The sequence below is a fragment of the Alteromonas sp. S167 genome (assembly GCF_036864375.1).
Lineage (GTDB): Bacteria > Pseudomonadota > Gammaproteobacteria > Enterobacterales > Alteromonadaceae > Alteromonas.
This window is the reverse complement of sequence record NZ_JAZETR010000001.1, coordinates 616,779-635,294: the sequence shown is the minus strand read 5'-3', so window position 1 is coordinate 635,294 and position 18,516 is coordinate 616,779. Positions and strand designations below refer to the sequence as shown.

The window sequence follows — 18,516 nt, the reverse complement described above, 5'->3', positions numbered from 1 at the left end:
AATGAAAATGCTGATGTAAGCGTAACGACTTGCGCCAATCAGTCTAATTAGGAATTAAATGATAAAAATGTAATTGAAGCACTGTATCACATTTACTCAAGCGAAATAGGTGCACAAACTTGAAATTCTAGAAAGTTATCGTGCTTGCTTATAGCAAAATGGCATTCAAAAACAGTTTCTAAATTACCCTTTGTAAGTACAGCCTCTGGTTTGCCTGCGCCAACAATACATCCATGCTGCATTAGCCATATAGTATTGCTGTAGCTTGCGCTTAGCCCAATATCATGACAGCTCATAATAATGGTATTGCCTTTACTGCATAGTGCTTGAACTAATTGCGCTACCGCATATTGATGACGAATATCTAACCCTTGCAAAGGCTCATCTAATAGCACTAAGGCTTCGCCTTTTTGCAGTTGATGCCAAAGCTGAAGCAGAACACGCCCAAGCTCCACACGCTGTCGTTCGCCACCAGAAAGCTGAGTGAGGGTTTTATCCAGAAATGAGGTTATCTCAAGTGCTTTTTCTAGTATAGCTGGAATTATTACATCGGCTGCCGCAGTGCTTGGCACATAAAAACTAAGATACTCACGCACGCTTAGATGAAAACTGCTCTGTGTATGTTGAGGTAGCAACGTTCGTACGTTAGCAAGGCTTGCCAAAGGCCATTGTTCAATCGCTTTGTTGTGCAGTAACACGCTTCCAGAATCGGTAGCAATCATTCCAGCTATAACAAACAAAAGCGAAGATTTACCCGCACCATTTGGGCCCAGAATGTAAATACACTCGCCTTTTTTTGCATGTAATCTTTCGATATTCAGCCGTTTTTCCAGCTTGATATTAGATAGCGAAATGATTGGTTGCTGTTGGTTTTCCATACCCTAGCCTCGCACGTGACCTTTTGCCAATGCCCAAATAAGCAAAGGTCCGCCAAGGGTGGCAGTAACCATAGAAACCGGAAGAGTAATGGCTCGGGTTAGCTCTGAAGTAAGGGCAACCAGTAAAAGCAAGCTTGCCCCCGCAAGCGCGCTTAAGGGCAGTAGCCACCTATTATTGTGCCCCACCATTAAGCGTAAAATGTGAGGTACCAGCAAACCAACAAAAGCAATAGAGCCTGCCATAGACACTGCAGCACCAACGGCTACAGCGCATAGGATAAGACAGCGCTCAGTCAGTTTTTCAACGTCAACACCACTACTTCTCGCCGCTATATCACCGGCATACAGTTTGTTTAGTGAACCTGCATAAAAAATTTGACCACCAACAGCGCCAATAATAAGCGGTGCTCCTACTGCTAAAATAGGCCAGTCGGTTTGATAAACACTACCCATTAACCAAAAAGTGAGGTTGCGCAATGCACTTGCGTCACTAAATAAATAAAGCCACGCGATAATTGCGCCGGCGAGTGTGGATATTGCAATACCAGACAATATTACCGCCGTTGACGACCCCAAGAACTTTCGCGCCAATCGGTATATTACAAACGTGGTAGCAAGTGCCCCAATAAAGCACCCGAAAGGAAGAAGGTAATGCAAATAAGGCTGAGCCCAACTGGGTGACAGTAAAAGTAATGCTGCTGCGACCAAGCTTGCACCACTTGTAATGCCTACAATTCCCGGGTCGGCCAGTGGGTTGCGCAATACCACCTGTAGTGTTGCGCCACTACTTGCCAATGCCGCGCCCACCAATATTGCTGTAATTACTAACGGAAGCTGCAGCTGTAACGTTATATGCTGCTTTAATGCAGGCTCAATATCCGAAAAAAATACGACGCCAAGCACACTGCAAATCGCTAGCACGAATATAATGGTAAGCGCTACAGCTACATTTTTCCCTTGGTTCAACCTTTTTATATTCCTATTAAGATTGTTGAATATGCGTAATTAGCCCGTCTGACGCTTCTTCAATTAAGTCTAATACAAGCTCAAAACCGCGCTTTCCGCCATAATACGGGTCGGGAACTTCTTTATCTTCAACGCTTGCGAAGTCTAGAAACAGCTTTATTTTGTCTTGATATTGACTAGGCGACATTCCGCGTAAATTCGATAAGTTGCTGTCGTCCATTGCAAGAATGTAGTCAAACTTTTCAAAATCACTTTCATCTACACGACGGCATTTAAGCCCCTTAAAACTATAACCTCGCGCTACGCCTGCTGCTTGTGAACGCTTATCCGGCGCTTTGCCGATGTGATAACCATGGGTGCCTGCAGAGTCGATGACTAATTTTAATCCTGCGTCAGCGGCTTTTTGTTTAAATACAGCTTCAGCGGTTGGAGAACGACAGATATTTCCCAAGCACACAAATAAAACCGACGTTGATTGTCCCATTTACTTTCCCATTTACCTTTATGTGAAGTCGCTATGACAGAGCGTGACTAAACTTTACGCCTAGTTTCACGTATGATACGCCGTCAGAAAAATTGTGGAGTTTGTATGACCGCACACGTATTAATGCTTAGCAGTTCACGACAAGGCAGCGAGCCTTACCTAGAACACGCAAGGGCGCTTATTTTTGCACACTTAGGTGACATTCGCGACCTTCTATTTGTACCCTACGCTGCAGTAACACAAAGTTACGACGCTTATGTAGAAGCTGTTGCTACAGCACTGCCAGAATGCAATGTAACTGGCCTACATACGTTTGATGATCCGGTAAGTGCTATTAATAACGCTAAAAAGAATAATCAAGCCATTGTGGTAGGCGGTGGAAACACGTTTCACTTACTATCAAGCCTTTATTCAAATGCGCTAATAGTACCTATGAAACATGCTATTGCAGACGGCACACCTTATGTAGGCTGGAGTGCTGGTTCGAATATTTGTGGCCAGTCAATAAGAACCACCAACGATATGCCTATTATCGAGCCGCCTAGCTTTGATGCGCTTGATATCGTGCCGTTTCAACTTAACCCGCACTATACCGACTATCAGCCACCTGGGCATAATGGCGAAACCCGCGATCAACGCTTAGCTGAGTTTACCACGCTGAACCCTACCACACCCGTGGTAGCAATTAGAGAAGGTACTGCATTAAAGCTTAGTGGCGGAACCCTGACGCTAGAGGATGGACGTTCGCATAAGAAAGACGAGCACGACGGCTTTATCTTTGTAGGTGATGAGAAAAAGCCGTTAAACGCAGGTGCAGATTTAACGCACCTGATTTAAATAAATCTAATTAACGAAGCCTGTTAATATAGCTGTTCGATAGCTCGTTGTAATATGTCGGCAGCAGGCTCGGACTGGTAGGGAATTTCAGCCAGTAAAGGTTCAGGTAACATGTCACAAAGTGATGCAAGGTTTTCTTGATAACGTGACATGTTTCCTGTGACATCATTAGCTACCCACCCTTTTATCGTTAGCCCATCTGAACGTATTGCTTCAGCGGTTAATAACGCGTGATTTAAGCAGCCAAGACGCATACCAACCACTAATATCACGTCTATCTTCAACGCTTTAACCACATCTGAAAGATAGTGAGTAGGTGTAGTTTTATTGCCTATCGATAACGGTAAGCGCCATCCGCCCGCACCTTCCATTAGCAAAAAGTCTGGCTGGTAGCTTTCTAAATGACTTAGCCCTTTTTCAATACTGGCTTGCGTAAGTTGCACACCAGCTTCTTTCGCTGCGATATGCGGTGCAATGGGTGGTTTCAATGCAATAGGGTTAATTTCGTTTATTGGCAATGCTAGGCCACTAGCCTGCTGGATATTCGCCGCGTCTTCGTTAACCCATTCGCCGTCTATTAACTCGCAACCTGCCGCAATGGGTTTGTAGCCAACCGATTTAAGTTGAGCTTTGCTTGCGGCACGAAGTAAATGACAGGTAACGTAAGTCTTACCCACTTCAGTGTCTGTCCCTGTAACAAAATACTGCTTCATCAGTTTCTCAATTTCCTAAATCTATCGTTTTTCTAGCCTAAAATGGCTCACGCGGTAGGTAAGCGGTAACTCACCGTCTACCCCACTTGTGTTCTGATAAGCCATGGCTAACTTTTTAATATCGCGGCGCGACAATGAAGGCTGTTTGCTGCCCGTTTCACCTGCGCCTACGCCTTTCACAGAGTGCAGAAGCTGCATTAACGATGAGTGTGTGTCCACGTAATCTTTCGTGATCACTCGCGACAGTGATAGCGACGATTTTCGAAATGCGCTAACCCAATCAGACGTGCTTGGCATGGGCGTATTTGCCTGAGGCAATTGGGCAACTTTGCGGGCGTTTTGAAGTTCTGTAAACGAACCACTCACCATAATAGCCAGCTCGGCTATACCATTTTTAGAAAGCACGCGTTGTATTTGCTCAGCAACAAGTACTGGCGAGCTTGACCATTGCAGCGCCATTGACGAAAACACAGTTTGAAAACTATCAGCTTCAAAAGGAAGTGCTTGAGCACTGGCGTTTACAAACTTCACATTGTTAAATGAATTTGCAGCTACATCTAACATACCTTGCGCAATGTCTACACCAATGGCGTTGGCACCACGCACGCTTAATGTATGGGTATGCATGCCGGTTCCACAGCCTATATCTAATGCACTGCCCTTTAGGTTTTGAGGTAAATATGAAAGGCACTGTTGCGCTATCCGCTTTTGAATATTGGCGATACTGTCGTATTGACCGGCTGCCTTTGAGAAACGAGTAGCGACTGCCTGCTCATTTATCGCGCTGGCGCTTGCTTCACTGGTAACCAACGTACAAGCTTTAACACTGTACTGTTCAGTAGTACCAGTATTCACGCTGCTGTCTGTATTGGCGCTTTTATAGCAGGCATTGTTTGCGATTACTGTCACTTACACAAGCTCCTCATACGCTAGGGCGATAGCATCAACCAATACATCTATATCCTGCGCAGTGTGATTTGCAGATAAGGTTACGCGCAGTCTATCTTGATTTTTAGGTACCGTAGGATATCGAATAGCCGACACCCAAATACCGCGCTGTTTTAATCCTTCGCTAAGCGCAACGGCGCGATTTGGGCAGCCAACAATAATAGGTTGTATGGCACTTTTTGACTCAGCAAGTGTGAGCGCGATTGGCGGCTTATCGCTTGCTGTATCAGTCGCTTTTTCTTTCGAATAACTATCTGCATTTGCACTAAAAACAGAATTAAACCGCTGCCTAAAATAGGCAATATTTTCAGCAAGTTTGTCTCTCTGTGTTACATCGTTAGCGATATGGGACAGAGAATAAAGCGTTGCAACCGCCTGTGCAGGCGGCATTGCTGTGGAATACACATAGTGTTTAGCAAAATTCACAAGGAAGTCGATAAGGGTTTGGCTGCCCGCAATAAATGCGCCTGCGGTACCAATGGCTTTTCCGAATGTGCCCATCACTATGGGAGCTTGCGTCTGTGTTAAGCCGTGTGCTTCAACAGTGCCAAAGCCGTTTTGCCCTAACACACCCATGCCGTGTGCATCATCTAACATAAACCATGCGTTATGCTTTTGCGCTAGTGCCGCTATTTCTGTACTTGGTGCAACATCACCGTCCATACTGAATACGCCCTCACTCACTATAAGGGTATCGGCATATTCAGCGTTCGATGTACTTAAACTTCTTTTTTCAAGCATACTTTCAAGATGGTTAACGTCGTTGTGTTTGAAACGACGCAGCTGCGCCTGTACACCGACACACATGGCACCTTCTAAAAACGATGCGTGCATAAGCTTATCGGCAAAAATGGCACCCTTTGCGCTTGAACTTACATTTTCATTGTCGACCTTTGCCACGCCTGCATGGCGAGAAAACAGTGCCATGCACAATGCTTGGTTGGCTGCAAAACCCGAATTAAACAGCAATGCCGCTTCGCGATTTAGCCCATCTGCAATGTACGCCTCAAGTGCCAAGTGCGCCTGCGTATGGCCTGTAACTAATGGTGAAGCTCCGCTTCCGCCACCAAACTGCGCCAAGCCTTCAACCCAAGCTTGTAATACACCTTCATGCTGACGCATGCCAAGGTAGTCGTTGCTTGAAAAATTTAGATAGTGGCTGTCATTAATACAAATAATGTTGTCTTTTTCGTATTGCTGACAATAACGCTGACGCAACAAGCCCTGTTCTGCTCGCTGCGTCAGTTTTGTTTCCAACCAATCAAAGGCCATTAGGCGTCCAACGTGCTTGCTACTTTTTCGCTTTTTGCTTTAGGCTTGCTCGCATCGTAGAACAAATCGCTACTGTCAGCCTGCTGCTCTTGCTGCTGCGCAATCTCTTCTTCTAATACCTGCTGGTGTGCCTCATCAGAAAAGTCACGAGTACGTTCGGTATTAATGCCTAACTTCTTGAACAACATTACATCTTCGTGAGTATCAGGGTTAGACGTTGTAAGTAGCTTACAACCGTAGAAGATAGAGTTAGCACCTGCCATAAAGCACAGCGCCTGCATTTGCTCGTTCATGGCTTCGCGGCCCGCAGATAAACGCACATGAGACTTCGGCATCATAATACGCGCCACCGCGATGGTGCGGATAAACTCAAAGTAATCTAAGTCTTCAACGCTATCTAACGGCGTACCTTTCACTTTCACCAACATGTTAATAGGTACGCTTTGTGGCTGCTCTGGTAAGTTAGCAAGCTGCACCAGCATACTCGCGCGATCGCTTACTGTTTCGCCCATACCCACAATACCGCCAGAGCATACATTCATACCGGCTTCACGCACGTTTTCTAGCGTGTTTAAACGGTCTTGGTATGTACGCGTAGTAATAATGTCGCCATAAAATTCTGGCGAGGTATCAAGGTTGTGGTTGTAGTAATCAAGTCCAGCTTGTTTTAAAGCAACCGCTTGGTCGCGAGTAAGCATGCCAAGTGTCATACAGGTTTCAAGGCCTAGGCTTTTCACCTCTTCAACCATTTTTAAAATGTAAGGCATGTCGCGATCGCGCGGATTACGCCACGCAGCGCCCATGCAGAAACGTGTCGAGCCAACCTGCTTCGCTTCTTTTGCGCGTTGAATAACTTTTTCTATTTCTAACAGACGCTCTTTTTCAAGCCCGGTGTCGTAACGTGCGCTTTGTGGGCAGTATTTACAGTCTTCAGGGCAAGCGCCGGTTTTAATCGACAACAATGTACTAACTTGCACTTCATTTGGATTGAAGTGCTGTCTATGAACAACCTGCGCGTTAAACAGCAGGTCGTTAAAGGGCATTGCAAACATTGCCTCTACTTCGGCTTTGGTCCAATCGTTACGGAGTGTTGTCGTTTGCGCATTTTGCGCTGAAGCCGTGGTCATTAAATGTCCCTTACTTAATCTTTACTAAATGAGAATGCTGGCTTAGTCTATGCGTCATTGAAAAGTTGTCAACTCTGACCATTTGAAAAGATTTACTAACGGTTAAATTTTGAACAATATAGAATTTGATAAGCAACACATTTGGCACCCTTATACCTCTGCAGTAAACCCACTTCCTTGTTACGAAGTTACGGGCGCAAAAGGCGCAGAGCTTACCCTCGCTACTGGAGAAGTATTGGTAGACGGCATGTCGAGTTGGTGGGCAGCCATTCACGGCTACAATAACCCTGCACTGAACAAAGCTGCACACGATCAAATTGAAGCCTTTTCTCACGTTATGTTTGGCGGTATTACGCACCAACCCGCTATTGATGTGTGTAAAACGTTATTGAATATGGTGCCTGCAGGGCTAGAGCGCGTATTTTTGGCCGACTCGGGCTCGGTGTCGGTTGAAGTTGCCATTAAAATGGCTATTCAATACTGGGCTTGCCAAGGTCGCGCAGAGAAGTCGCGAATTGTTGCACCTCGTAATGGTTATCACGGTGATACATTCGCCGCCATGAGTGTGTGCGACCCCGTAAACGGCATGCACAGCTTGTTTGAGGGTGTGTTAAGTAAGCAAATTTTTGCTCCCGCACCTCAAACGCGTTTTGGCCAGACGTTTAGCGAAGACGACATTTTGCCGCTGCAAGAGCTATTTGAAAAACACCATCATGAAATGGCCGCACTCATTTTAGAGCCTGTAGTACAAGGCGCAGGCGGCATGCGCATTTATCATCCAGAGTATTTAAAGCGCTGCCGACAACTTTGCGATAGCTACGATGTACTGCTTATTTGCGATGAAATTGCCACTGGTTTTGGCCGCACGGGCAAACTGTTTGCCTGCGAACACGCAGGAATTTCACCCGACATTATGTGTTTAGGCAAAGCCATTACCGGCGGCTACATGACGCTGGCAGCAACCCTGTGTACTGAAGATGTAGCACTGGGCGTTTGCCAAGGCGAACCGGGCGTGTTTATGCATGGTCCTACCTACATGGGTAACCCGTTAGCCTGTGCTGTTGCTAATGCTAGCCTTACGCTAATTAATGAAAATGCATGGCAGCATCAAATTCCAGCCATTGAGCAACAATTACAGAGCGAACTTGCAAAATGTGCATCATTACCCAGCGTAGCCGACGTTAGAGTGTTAGGGGCTATAGGTGTAGTAGAAACCGTTAAACCAGTGAATGTTGCCGAAATACAGCGCCATTTCGTGAAACATGGCGTATGGGTACGACCTTTCGGAAAGCTGGTATACATTATGCCTCCCTACATAGTAAGTGCTGAGCAATTAAGCAAATTAACACATGCTATCTATACTGCTTTAAAATGATCAGTTGTTGTCGTGTATTTTTCTTCCAACGAGCAAGTAATTTGCACAAAGGCGCTGAGAGGCGCACAAAAGCTTGGCACAGAAGGTAAAGCAAAAAGGTAGTAGACACATAGAGGCATAGAGGCATAGAGGCATAGAGGCATAGAGATGGTAGTACGAGTATTAGATAAGGTGTTATTCGCAGTGTTGTTTATCATTACACTGCAAGTCCCTATTCTTGCCGACCACTACCGCCAATATTTAAGCGGCTACTATGACGCCCTTAGAGACGAAATTACAACGTCTACCAATATAGCCAAAAACCATGGTTTCACATCGGTAGACGCTATGCTAGATAGCTTGCAACAAAATAGCGAAGCCGTTGTGCGTGAAAATGCGAAGCTTAAAGCCGAACGGTTTGCACAAATGGCTACGGTTGAGCAAGGTATTCGAAAGTTAGAGCACGGACACTATTTTGAAAAGCTGGCGTTTATTGCGTCACCTTCACAGTACCACACGCTAACACGGGTTTTAGACAACTACCGCCCGTCGGTTCCGCTTACCCCTTCTTCTATTGTATTCAGTTTGGTAACAGCCATTTTGTTGAACCTACTTCTGTGGACACCGCACTTTTGCTATTGCCAAATCAAACACATAAAAAGCAAGCCAAAGCGTTTTTCTTATAAATAGGTGCTCATGCTTGCCATAGCGCAATGGTGCTATTTGTTTTATCTGAGCCTTGAATATGCTTAAAAATGCTAAAGTTCAATTCATCAAGGCGGCATATTAACGCAGTGTATTAGCGCACCACGGGTTACAACATATCAGACGAAAATGTTAAGCAATTTCCCGTTTTAGAAATTTTACCGTCCACTTTTTATACAACTAAAAATATATACCTTTTATCGTAAAGCGATAATTAACGCCTGTTTTCATTGTGTTAGCTTTATTTTTCGTACTTTGGCACTAATGATGCAAATACCTATATGAGATACGAAGAAGGTAACGCATCAACATTTTCATAGCACAGTTTCTTTTTATGAAAAAGCCAATGAAAACAGAGTGATACCAGAAAAACGTTGTACAGGAGTGAATATTATGCCAACTGACGCACAATTACTAATTGGGAAAGTGTTGCAAATTAAAGACAAAATCAGTGCAAAACATCACTGTATTCCAAGCGATCTCGCTGACGAATGGCAGTCACTCGATAAGCAAACTCAGTGCTTTGAAAGCCAGGGGTTGTACAGAAGCGCAGTTAAAGGCCAGCAAATGAGTAAACGCATTGCGTATTCTGGCTCGGTGAAAGAACTGTCTCAACTAGTTTCTAAGCTTAAAAAACTGAACAAGAAAGTTACGGTAAACCAGCTTTAACACTAGAACGCTCAAGCGAACTAGTGTGATTGCAAGATGTAGTCGATGTGAAGTACTACTAAGCAGGTGCTTTTAAGCTGTTTCTTTAAAGGAATTTGCTTCAGACTATTTCTTTTTGCAAAAGCACTAGGGTGCGAATTTTACGTGTACCGTAACTGGCAAGTCGCAAAAAGTCTTCCCGCGCTACGGGAATGTGCTGATATTCAACAACTTGCCCTTCGCTGGCATCCGGGTCGTGCAAATAGTAGCAGTGCGTGTCTGCACCCGTTACGGCTACCCAGTGCGGTATTTTCTTTTTGTCGAATGCGTATGTGCTAATTAAGCACAACACTGTACCACCCGCTTTCAAAGTATTGTCAATGACGTCTGTATGCCAGTCGACAATGTCTACAGGAATGCCCTTTTCATGGGCCTGTGCCATAAACTGACTTTCGACTTTTTCAACAATGGCCTTTTTTTCAACGTTGCGCACGCCGTCGATAAACAAGGGCACGTCTTGATTGATAACAACGCGCGCTCGATAACCTTCATTCGCAGCAGCAAGTGCTAGCCCAACAGGGTGGCAGCCACCATGCCCCGACATCATAAAAATAGTGGTAGCCGTGCGCCACAACGACAGTTCTTTTTCTTGCGTCATTTCAAAGCGACTATCAAGGGCGCACAAAGCCATCATTAATGCAGATGGCCCGCACGTGAAATCTGTGGTTTGTTGATACCAAGGATAAACACTCGGCTTGGCCGTTTTACTCTTAAACAATACCTTTTGCATACGTAATGCATCCGTATGGTCGTCGTAATAATCGGTATACATACCAAATTGGCTGAAACCTAATTTTTTATACAGCGCTATGGCCCCCGTATTCCACTCGGCCACTTCTAGGCGCATAAACCGCTTTCCCCGCGAAAGCGCCCGCTCCCCCAAGCTGTTAATAAGTTGTTCGGCAACACCTAACCCGCGCGCTTCTGGTAACACTGCAATAGAATACAAACGTGTTAACTGCGTTCCTCTTCGCAGTAATAGTAAACCGTAGCCTACTATTTGCTGCTGAAGAGGCGATTGTAGATTAGCGTCTTGGTTGTCATTCCCTTGGCTAGCTTCGTCGTTTGCAGCCAAAATTCTTTCTGCAACAACTAATTCAGCATGTTGCGCTTCTACATAAAATTTGAAACGTGATTTACTTAGCCTGTCGGTTGTAAAACAGGTTTTCTCAATATGCTGTAACGCCGCAAAATCGCTTGTTGTGGCAGCGCGCAATGAAATCATCGCCCTCTTTGCTCCAGTCGATTAGCAAATTCCTGCATAATTAATTCGTACAGGGCCTTGCCTAAATATTTGTCTTCCACACCCGAATCAATACTCGGGTTGTCGTTTACTTCAATAACGTAAACGGCATTGCCTTGCTGTTTAATATCAACACCATACAGGCCATCGCCAACCACTTTTGCCGCTTTAATAGCAGCTTGAAGCACGGGTTTAGGCACTTCAAACGTAGGCATTGTGGTAAAACCACCCGATGAAAACCTGTCACCCTGATGGTTGTATATTTGCCAGTGGTTTCTCACCATAAAATACTGACATGCGTAAATAGGTTTGCCACCCAATACACCAATGCGCCAGTCGAACTCGGTAAAGATATACTCTTGAACCAATACTAAGGCCGACTCAGCAAGCATTTGCGTTAGCCTTGCTTTCAACGTTTCTTTGTTTTCAGCTTTGTGCACGCCACGCGAGAATGAGCTCTCTGGTAGCTTTAACACAAGCGGTAATCCAAAGTCGTTTATCAACTTGTCACACACTTCATCCGTTGCACTTGAAACAAATGTAGCTTTCGGTGCAGGCACCTTTTGATACGCGAAGGCGTCTTGCAAAAACACTTTGTTGCAGCAGCGCAAAATAGACTGCGTATCATCCATAACCACAATGCCTTCACGCTCAGCGGCGCGTGCCAAGCGGTACGTGTGATGGTCGATAGCAGTGGTTTCACGAATGAAAAGTGCATCGTAATGACCAAGCTCTTCTGCCGACAAACGGCTGACTACATCGGCACGAAAGCCCGCTTTATCAGCAGCTTTCACAAAGTGTTTAATGGCCTTTTCGTCGCTAGGCGGCGTAGATTCTTCTGGGTTTACCAATATCGCCATATCCCAACGCGTACGCTTACTTGCTTTACTAGCACGCCATTGTTTTTTAGTATGTATTTCTAGCTGCTCAATAAACCGTGTTTGCTGTTTTTCAGCAAGATCTTTGAACGCTTTTACTTGTACAGTTGCAACACCTTCAACCTGCACTTTACCCGACGCTTTGGTCAACACTTTGGTGTGGGTAACCGATGGCGTCACTATCAATATTGGGCAAGGATATTTTTCAAACGCTTGGCGCGCTAAACGCTTAAAACGCTGATCTTTCACTTCACCGAATAGCACTAACAAAGGCTCGCTCAATACTTCTGCATTGTCTTGCTGTACCGACAACGAAAACACCATGCGGTCGATACTTTTCTCTTCGGCCACGCGTAAGTCGTTAATAGTATTGACTGTAGGTAACACTAGGTGACTTCTTGCTTGCGCCAGCAAAGAACAGTAGTAACCTTCACTTAAATAGCGCGATGTGTCGCATAAGTTTATAACGCGAGTTTTCGGCTCGTTCAGCTTCGGAAAGTCAGCAAGGTATTCTTGAAAAGTCAGCACGGTTAAAGCGGTGTTACAAAAAGGAGTAACATCATCTGTAACAATCAGTGTATTGTGCATGTAATTCGCTTCTAAAAAGTGAGTTGTCGGTTACAATAAATAGTGGCGACTTCAATATTTCGCCACTGGAAAATGTGTGCTGAGTTTACGCCTATGTATTCATTTGCATAGCAATATCAGCACGGCTTTTTTTCATCGTTAAGACAACAAAAAGTTATGAGTTTTATGGCGGTTGCAATGTACTTGAGTACTCAAGAAATATGCGTTACTTCAATACAAAAAACGCCAGTAAGAAATGTGTTAAGGAGTAAGTATGCTATTGGCCACTTTGGCTATTTTGATTGGTCTACCCATTTTATTATGGAGTGCAGATAAATTTGTTGGTGGTGCTGCCTCTGTTGCCAATCACTTTGGAATGTCTCCTCTTCTCATTGGTATGCTTATTATTGGTTTTGGAACATCTGCTCCCGAAATCATCGTTTCAATTTTTGCTGCTATTCAAGGAAACTCTGGTATTGCCTTAGGTAACGCCTACGGTTCTAACGTAGCAAACATCCTACTTATTTTGGGTTTGACGGCAGTAATAAGCCCTATCGCCGTTAAGTCGAATATTATTAAGAAAGAACTTCCAGTTTTATTGGGCATCACGTTTTTTGCTGCATGGCAGGTGCTCGACCAAAACGTATCGAAAGACGATGCATTTTCACTGCTAGGACTATTTGTATTATTGATATCGTGGAGCATTTACCACGGCATGAAAGGTGACAGTGACGACCTGGCTGGCGATTACAGCGATGAAATAAACGCCAATGCAAGTACGGTAAAAACCCATGTTGTTTGGCTTATCACAGGGTTACTGCTTTTAGTGGCAAGCTCACGCATGCTGGTATGGGGTGCAGTTGAAGTAGCCACATATTTTGGTGTAAGCGATACTATTATTGGGCTTACCGTCATTGCCATAGGTACATCGCTTCCAGAACTAGCATCATCATTGGTAGCAGTGAAAAAAGGCGAGCACGATTTAGCAATCGGTAATGTTATTGGCTCAAATATGTTTAATACGCTGGCGGTTGTGGGCATTGCCGGTACTATTCAGCCTATGGCGGTGTCGGCCGACTTCCTATATCGAGATGTAGTTGTAATGCTAGCGTCAACGGTTGCATTATTCATTTTCTGTATTGGTATAAAACGTCAGGGCCGCTTAAACCGTTTAGAAGGTGGTGCGTTTGTGCTGGCCTATGCAGCTTATACCTATTGGCTTATTCAAGTAGCGTTTATATAACGCTACACGTTTCGCCTTTTCCGAAAAAGCATCTTTGTATTTAAAAGCGTGTGCTGCTTCATGCACGCGCTTGTTAAAGGCCTAACGTCGTTACCAGTGTAATTAAGCTTATTACTGCAATGGCAATCAATATAAACAAATTAACGCCAAAGCTATCAGTCTTGCGTCTGTTTCTTTTTGCCCGCATCACTATACTGATTAAGCTTAGTACCACGCACACCTGCAGCATTATCGTCATTGCTGATAAGTGCTCTTCAGACCATGATGTATCCCCTTCAATGCCCCAATATTCTTGAAGCCCAGTGATTAGTTCAGGTCTGGCATAGTGAAACAACACTAACACTACAACCATACTTATCCATGCAAGTATGTTTACGCCTATCATTATGCGAAAGAATGGCGTTTGTGCGCGATCTACCGAACGACGCTCAGCCAGCTTTTCATAAGTGATTATCTCGTCAGTATTACCTGTGCTGGCCCTGCTATTTTTGGCTGCATCACTATTCGTAGATGATGCTTCAGCTTCATTTTCTGACGTTGAACTATTTTTATTTCCCATTTGTCACTCTGTTCTCTGGCATCCCGCTTACGGTTGAGTATACTAGCGTGCTAGTAAATTGTGCCCTTTGTTTATTTTTGCATCACCATATCATCGTACTCGATTATGTACCGAACGGTCTAAGCCGTAAACGCAAAAAAATGCCACACTCATTATGTGTTTAGTTATCGGCAGCACAATTTAAAAACCTTGATTTAAAAAAACAGTTTCGTGCATTTTGCACTTTGTTGTTGAATATGTCTCAATACCAGCAACAACAATAAAATTTGTAAGACGGAGAAATTAACATGACGCATGCGCCCGTAGTTGACGTACTTAAGGGTAAGTACGCCGTTGGCGAATCGGTAACCGTAAAAGGTTGGGTAAGAACACGCCGAGATTCTAAAGCCGGGTTATCATTTATAGCGCTACATGACGGTAGCTGCTTCGATCCTGTTCAGGTAATTGCGCTTAATTCTTTGTCTAATTATGCTGATATACAGCGCTTAACGGCAGGTTGCTCACTGTCTGTAACAGGCACAGTGAAAGAGTCGCAAGGCCAAGGTCAGTCGCTTGAAATTGATGCAACTGAAGTGGAAGTGCTGGGCATGGTAGAAAACCCAGACACTTACCCAATGGCCGCAAAGCGCCACAGCATTGAATATCTTCGTGAGTACGCACACCTTCGCCCTCGCACTAACGTTATCGGTGCGGTTACACGTGTACGTAACTGTTTGTCTCAGGCTATCCACCGCTTCTTCCACGAGAAGGGTTACTTCTGGATCTCAACGCCTATTTTAACGGCAAGTGATACAGAGGGTGCAGGTGAAATGTTCCGCGTATCTACATTAGATATGATGAACATTCCTCGTGATGACAAAGGCAACGTTGACTACTCTGAAGATTTCTTTGGAAAAGAGACTTACCTAACAGTATCTGGTCAGCTAAACGTTGAAACATACTGTACTGCGATGTCGAAAGTATATACGTTTGGCCCTACGTTCCGTGCCGAGAACTCAAACACATCTCGCCACTTGGCAGAATTCTGGATGATTGAGCCCGAAGTAGCATTTGCTGAATTGAAAGACGTAGCGCAACTTGCTGAAGACATGCTGAAATATGTGTGTAAAGCGGTACTCGAAGAGCTACCAGACGACATGGCGTTCTTTGCTCAGCGTATTAAGAAAGACGCAATTGAGCGTTTAGAAAAGTTAGTCAGCTCTGATTTCGTGCGCATGGACTACACAGACGCTATCGAGATTCTGCAAAACTGCGGTAAAGAATTCGAATTCCCTGTTGAATGGGGTATCGATTTATCGTCTGAACACGAGCGCTACTTAGCCGAAGAGCACGTTGGCGCGCCAATTATCATGCAGAACTACCCGAAAGATATTAAAGCGTTCTACATGCGCATTAACGACGACGGTAAAACGGTTGCTGCAATGGACGTACTTGCACCGGGCATTGGTGAAATCATCGGTGGTTCTCAGCGTGAAGAACGTCTTGATGTATTCGACGCTCGCCTTGAAGAAATGGGCTTATCGAAAGAAGACTACGCGTGGTATCGCGACTTACGCCGTTATGGCACCGTGCCTCACTCAGGTTTCGGTCTAGGTTTCGAGCGTCTTGTTGCATACGTAACCGGTATGCAAAACGTACGTGACGTAATTCCGTTCCCACGTACACCTGGCAACGCGAGCTTCTAAAGCGTTTGTTGACGTATTAAGAAATCCGCGTCCAGTTTTGCTGTTCGCGGATTTTTTGTAACTTTGACAAAAAAGTATCTCTAACGTTAGTAATAAATCTAAAAGTAAAATAATGAAGATTTTTAAAATTATTGTAGGCACGCTAATTGTTCTAATGGCAGGCGGTTACTTATTTGTAAAAATGCATTCAGTAGATGATATTCCAGTTGAGCAGTTAGCCTCCAAGTGGATGTACAAGACGTCTACATTTGTTGATGTTAACGGGCTTCGTGTGCATGTTAGTGATGAAGGTGCCAATAATTCGGCTGTACCAATTGTTCTCATCCATGGCACTGGTGCATCACTACACACCTGGGATGGCTGGGTTTCTGAGTTAAAAAATGAGCGCAGAGTTATTCGTTTTGATCTGCCTGGATTTGGCCTTACCGGCCCAGAACCTGACAACAACTACACAATAGAACAATACACAAACTATGTGGTAGGGATACTCGACAGTCTAGGTGTTTCAGAAGCCATTATTGCCGGTAATTCCCTGGGCGGTTACATTGCCTGGGCAACTGCCGTACGTTATCCCAACAGAGTGTCAAAGTTAGTACTAGTGGACGCTTCTGGCTACCCTTACGAAGCGGAGTCTGTACCTATTGCATTTAAACTTTCACAAAATAAACTTGCAAAGTTATTACTTAAGAATTTTATTCCTAAATTTGTTATCAGAAGCAGTGTAGAGAACGTTTTTGGTAACCCTGCTTTAGTGACTGATTACTTAGTAGATAGGTACTATGAGCTAACGCTTCGCGAAGGTAATCGCGCCGCGATAAAAGAGCGTTTTGAGCAAACACAGCCTGGTGAGCTTCGCAAATCACTGCCTAAATTAACAATACCCACACTCATATTGTGGGGAGCAAAAGATAAACTAATTCCGCTAAAACTGGGCAAGCGATTCGAAAAAGATATCCCTAACAGTTCCCTCATTATTTTCGATGAACTTGGCCACGTGCCTCACGAAGAGGCACCGCAAATAACAGTTTCACCGGTACTTGATTTTATTAACGAATAAAATTTATTTGTTCTCACCTAAGCCAATTGCAGCAGATTTACATGCGAGCACCTGATAATCGAAGCCGATTTCATTGGTTTCGTCTTTATTTTGCGTAACCTGAAGTATTTCATAGTCGTTAAGCTCTATAACTCTACTGCTTTCAGTATGCGCACAACGGGAGCGCGCATCCGCTTCATACTCGAAAATAAAGTGCGCCAACGCTACACGCTGCATGCGCCGGAAAGATTTACTTTTTTCAGCGGCGTCTCTTAAAACATCGTCAAGCTCATTGTTGAGTTCATTAGCGTCAGCGTTTATTTGTTTTATGGTTTGCCTCACTTCATCTTGTTTTGAAGTATCTGTTACATTGGCTAACGCTTGAGCTTTTGTAATAGCATTTTGCTGTGACGAGTTATTGGGCTCTCTTTCAAGTACAGGCGCAGTAGATGCCTGTTTATTAAGAGCCGCCACTTCCCCCTCTTCACTTCGCAAGATCTCTGTTGCCAACTTTCCTGCAGCATAATCAATAGTTACAACCTCTCCTTCGTCACTATCCGCTACAGGCTCAACAATACCTAACTGCAATGCGATAACGATTAACTTTAAGAAAACTCCCCAAGTAAGGATGTATCGAACGAAAGCTGTGGTGAAAACGAACCGATATTCAGGCGGATGCCAAACCCGCTTTATGCCAATAGGCTTGAGCAGAAGCAAAACAAGGAGGTATAAAGGCGTGAGTATGATCGCACTAAATAAAAGGAGTGTAGAAGTAAGAAAAAACCAACTCGGCAACATCAAAATTAGGGCGAAATTGTGACTGTAGGGCAAAGCTGAAGCTGATACACCTGTAACGTCATTAACCATGCCGCTCGCCGATGCAAGCGCGAAATTTGCGATAACAGCGTAAACAAATAAAATAGCAGCTTTCCCGGGCAAACTATTCCACACCAACATAAATTTCGGCCATGTCTCTTTGAACACACCAACCAGCACAAAGCTAAACATCAACAGTTCGAACGCTGCACTGTTGATATCAAAATACAGCCAAAGTGCAAACAAGCAAGTGGCAGAAAAATAGCAACGCTGTGCGAAGTTAAGACTTCGCCAAAATCGAACCACACCTACGCTCTTTTTTGATACAAAGCGCCTTCCCTGGTTTTTACCACTAAGGTAAAGAGTACGTATACCGTTTGTTATTTCCATAATCAAATTCGCTTTAATGCTCGTTTTTCTTTTGTATGTTCTAGTGCTTGGCGCGCTTTACTTCCCGACACGCCAACAATGCGCTATGCTGTAAAGTCTTAAAATCA

18 protein-coding genes are annotated in these 18,516 nt (G+C 44.4%); 7 read left to right on the top strand and 11 right to left on the bottom strand.

Annotated features, from left to right (window positions below; genetic code table 11):
- Positions 1-92: 92 nt before the first annotated feature.
- From V7R35_RS02705 to V7R35_RS02695, 3 genes are all read right to left on the bottom strand, one after another.
- Positions 93-878 carry an ATP-binding cassette domain-containing protein gene (locus tag V7R35_RS02705; RefSeq protein ID WP_334013147.1) on the bottom strand — a complete coding sequence of 262 codons (786 nt, stop codon included), beginning with the start codon at positions 876-878 and terminating at the stop codon, positions 93-95.
- A gap of 3 nt (positions 879-881) precedes the next feature.
- A complete protein-coding gene (locus V7R35_RS02700; RefSeq protein ID WP_334013266.1) occupies positions 882-1,790 on the bottom strand; it encodes a FecCD family ABC transporter permease in 909 nt (302 codons plus the stop codon).
- Positions 1,791-1,860: 70 nt separating this feature from the next.
- On the bottom strand, positions 1,861-2,328 hold the full coding sequence (locus V7R35_RS02695) for a low molecular weight protein-tyrosine-phosphatase (protein ID WP_334013145.1): 468 nt from the start codon (positions 2,326-2,328) through the stop codon (positions 1,861-1,863).
- 105 nt (positions 2,329-2,433) lie between these two features.
- On the opposite strand from V7R35_RS02695, the gene pepE reads away from it, so the two are divergent.
- A complete protein-coding gene (gene pepE / locus V7R35_RS02690; RefSeq protein ID WP_334013143.1) occupies positions 2,434-3,165 on the top strand; it encodes a dipeptidase PepE in 732 nt (243 codons plus the stop codon).
- Positions 3,166-3,188: 23 nt separating this feature from the next.
- On the opposite strand, the gene bioD is transcribed toward pepE, so the two are convergent.
- Genes bioD through bioB form a run of 4 tightly spaced genes read right to left on the bottom strand, consistent with a single transcriptional unit; the run spans position 3,189 to position 7,225 of the window.
- Positions 3,189-3,878 carry a dethiobiotin synthase gene (gene bioD, locus V7R35_RS02685; RefSeq protein WP_334013141.1) on the bottom strand — a complete coding sequence of 230 codons (690 nt, stop codon included), beginning with the start codon at positions 3,876-3,878 and terminating at the stop codon, positions 3,189-3,191.
- Positions 3,879-3,899: 21 nt separating this feature from the next.
- On the bottom strand, positions 3,900-4,787 hold the full coding sequence (locus V7R35_RS02680) for a methyltransferase domain-containing protein (RefSeq protein ID WP_334013139.1): 888 nt from the start codon (positions 4,785-4,787) through the stop codon (positions 3,900-3,902).
- On the bottom strand, positions 4,788-6,098 hold the full coding sequence (locus V7R35_RS02675; protein WP_334013137.1) for an aminotransferase class I/II-fold pyridoxal phosphate-dependent enzyme: 1,311 nt from the start codon (positions 6,096-6,098) through the stop codon (positions 4,788-4,790). It abuts the gene before it with no gap.
- Positions 6,098-7,225: a biotin synthase BioB gene (gene bioB / locus V7R35_RS02670; protein ID WP_334013136.1), complete on the bottom strand. Its 1,128-nt coding sequence runs from the start codon at positions 7,223-7,225 to the stop codon at positions 6,098-6,100. The genes V7R35_RS02675 and bioB overlap by 1 nt, the downstream gene beginning before the upstream one ends.
- A 109-nt stretch (positions 7,226-7,334) precedes the next feature.
- Between bioB and bioA the strand changes: the two genes are divergently transcribed.
- The 3 genes from bioA to V7R35_RS02655 all read left to right on the top strand — a co-directional run bounded on the left by bioA (position 7,335) and on the right by V7R35_RS02655 (position 9,953).
- On the top strand, positions 7,335-8,600 hold the full coding sequence (gene bioA, locus V7R35_RS02665) for an adenosylmethionine--8-amino-7-oxononanoate transaminase (protein ID WP_334013135.1): 1,266 nt from the start codon (positions 7,335-7,337) through the stop codon (positions 8,598-8,600).
- A gap of 147 nt (positions 8,601-8,747) precedes the next feature.
- A complete protein-coding gene (locus V7R35_RS02660) occupies positions 8,748-9,269 on the top strand; it encodes a DUF2937 family protein (protein WP_334013134.1) in 522 nt (173 codons plus the stop codon).
- Between the two features lie 408 nt (positions 9,270-9,677).
- Positions 9,678-9,953, top strand: a complete 276-nt coding sequence (locus tag V7R35_RS02655) for a hypothetical protein (RefSeq protein WP_334013133.1) — start codon at positions 9,678-9,680, stop codon at positions 9,951-9,953.
- Between the two features lie 100 nt (positions 9,954-10,053).
- On the opposite strand, the gene V7R35_RS02650 is transcribed toward V7R35_RS02655, so the two are convergent.
- Positions 10,054-11,217, bottom strand: a complete 1,164-nt coding sequence (locus V7R35_RS02650; RefSeq protein WP_334013132.1) for a GNAT family N-acetyltransferase/peptidase C39 family protein — start codon at positions 11,215-11,217, stop codon at positions 10,054-10,056.
- On the bottom strand, positions 11,214-12,701 hold the full coding sequence (locus V7R35_RS02645; RefSeq protein ID WP_334013131.1) for a RimK family protein: 1,488 nt from the start codon (positions 12,699-12,701) through the stop codon (positions 11,214-11,216). The genes V7R35_RS02650 and V7R35_RS02645 overlap by 4 nt, the downstream gene beginning before the upstream one ends.
- Before the next feature lie 253 nt (positions 12,702-12,954).
- Here V7R35_RS02645 and V7R35_RS02640 point away from each other — a divergent pair, with 253 nt between their 5' ends.
- A complete protein-coding gene (locus V7R35_RS02640) occupies positions 12,955-13,923 on the top strand; it encodes a calcium/sodium antiporter (protein ID WP_334013130.1) in 969 nt (322 codons plus the stop codon).
- 73 nt (positions 13,924-13,996) lie between these two features.
- On the opposite strand, the gene V7R35_RS02635 is transcribed toward V7R35_RS02640, so the two are convergent.
- Positions 13,997-14,482: a hypothetical protein gene (locus V7R35_RS02635; protein ID WP_334013128.1), complete on the bottom strand. Its 486-nt coding sequence runs from the start codon at positions 14,480-14,482 to the stop codon at positions 13,997-13,999.
- A gap of 287 nt (positions 14,483-14,769) precedes the next feature.
- Between V7R35_RS02635 and asnS the strand changes: the two genes are divergently transcribed.
- Positions 14,770-16,167, top strand: a complete 1,398-nt coding sequence (gene asnS, locus V7R35_RS02630) for an asparagine--tRNA ligase (protein ID WP_334013127.1) — start codon at positions 14,770-14,772, stop codon at positions 16,165-16,167.
- Positions 16,168-16,279: 112 nt separating this feature from the next.
- On the top strand, positions 16,280-17,224 hold the full coding sequence (locus V7R35_RS02625) for an alpha/beta fold hydrolase (RefSeq protein ID WP_334013125.1): 945 nt from the start codon (positions 16,280-16,282) through the stop codon (positions 17,222-17,224).
- A gap of 3 nt (positions 17,225-17,227) precedes the next feature.
- Here the strand turns inward: V7R35_RS02625 and V7R35_RS02620 are convergent, their stop codons facing one another.
- Positions 17,228-18,409, bottom strand: coding sequence for a hypothetical protein (locus V7R35_RS02620; RefSeq protein WP_334013123.1), 1,182 nt, complete (start codon positions 18,407-18,409; stop codon positions 17,228-17,230).
- Positions 18,410-18,516: the final 107 nt, after the last annotated feature.

Bases quoted from the DNA above. Each gene is read 5' to 3' on its own strand.
- V7R35_RS02645 (WP_334013131.1), bottom strand. From the start codon at position 12,701: ATGCACAATACACTGATTGTTACAGATGATGTTACTCCTTTTTGTAAC.
- V7R35_RS02695 (WP_334013145.1), bottom strand. From the start codon at position 2,328: ATGGGACAATCAACGTCGGTTTTATTTGTGTGCTTGGGAAATATCTGT.
- bioB (WP_334013136.1), bottom strand. From the start codon at position 7,225: ATGACCACGGCTTCAGCGCAAAATGCGCAAACGACAACACTCCGTAAC.
- pepE (WP_334013143.1), top strand. From the start codon at position 2,434: ATGACCGCACACGTATTAATGCTTAGCAGTTCACGACAAGGCAGCGAG.
- V7R35_RS02635 (WP_334013128.1), bottom strand. From the start codon at position 14,482: ATGGGAAATAAAAATAGTTCAACGTCAGAAAATGAAGCTGAAGCATCA.
- V7R35_RS02705 (WP_334013147.1), bottom strand. From the start codon at position 878: ATGGAAAACCAACAGCAACCAATCATTTCGCTATCTAATATCAAGCTG.
- V7R35_RS02655 (WP_334013133.1), top strand. From the start codon at position 9,678: ATGCCAACTGACGCACAATTACTAATTGGGAAAGTGTTGCAAATTAAA.
- V7R35_RS02675 (WP_334013137.1), bottom strand. From the start codon at position 6,098: ATGGCCTTTGATTGGTTGGAAACAAAACTGACGCAGCGAGCAGAACAG.
- V7R35_RS02640 (WP_334013130.1), top strand. From the start codon at position 12,955: ATGCTATTGGCCACTTTGGCTATTTTGATTGGTCTACCCATTTTATTA.
- asnS (WP_334013127.1), top strand. From the start codon at position 14,770: ATGACGCATGCGCCCGTAGTTGACGTACTTAAGGGTAAGTACGCCGTT.
- V7R35_RS02620 (WP_334013123.1), bottom strand. From the start codon at position 18,409: ATGGAAATAACAAACGGTATACGTACTCTTTACCTTAGTGGTAAAAAC.
- V7R35_RS02650 (WP_334013132.1), bottom strand. From the start codon at position 11,217: ATGATTTCATTGCGCGCTGCCACAACAAGCGATTTTGCGGCGTTACAG.
- V7R35_RS02660 (WP_334013134.1), top strand. From the start codon at position 8,748: ATGGTAGTACGAGTATTAGATAAGGTGTTATTCGCAGTGTTGTTTATC.
- bioD (WP_334013141.1), bottom strand. From the start codon at position 3,878: ATGAAGCAGTATTTTGTTACAGGGACAGACACTGAAGTGGGTAAGACT.
- V7R35_RS02625 (WP_334013125.1), top strand. From the start codon at position 16,280: ATGAAGATTTTTAAAATTATTGTAGGCACGCTAATTGTTCTAATGGCA.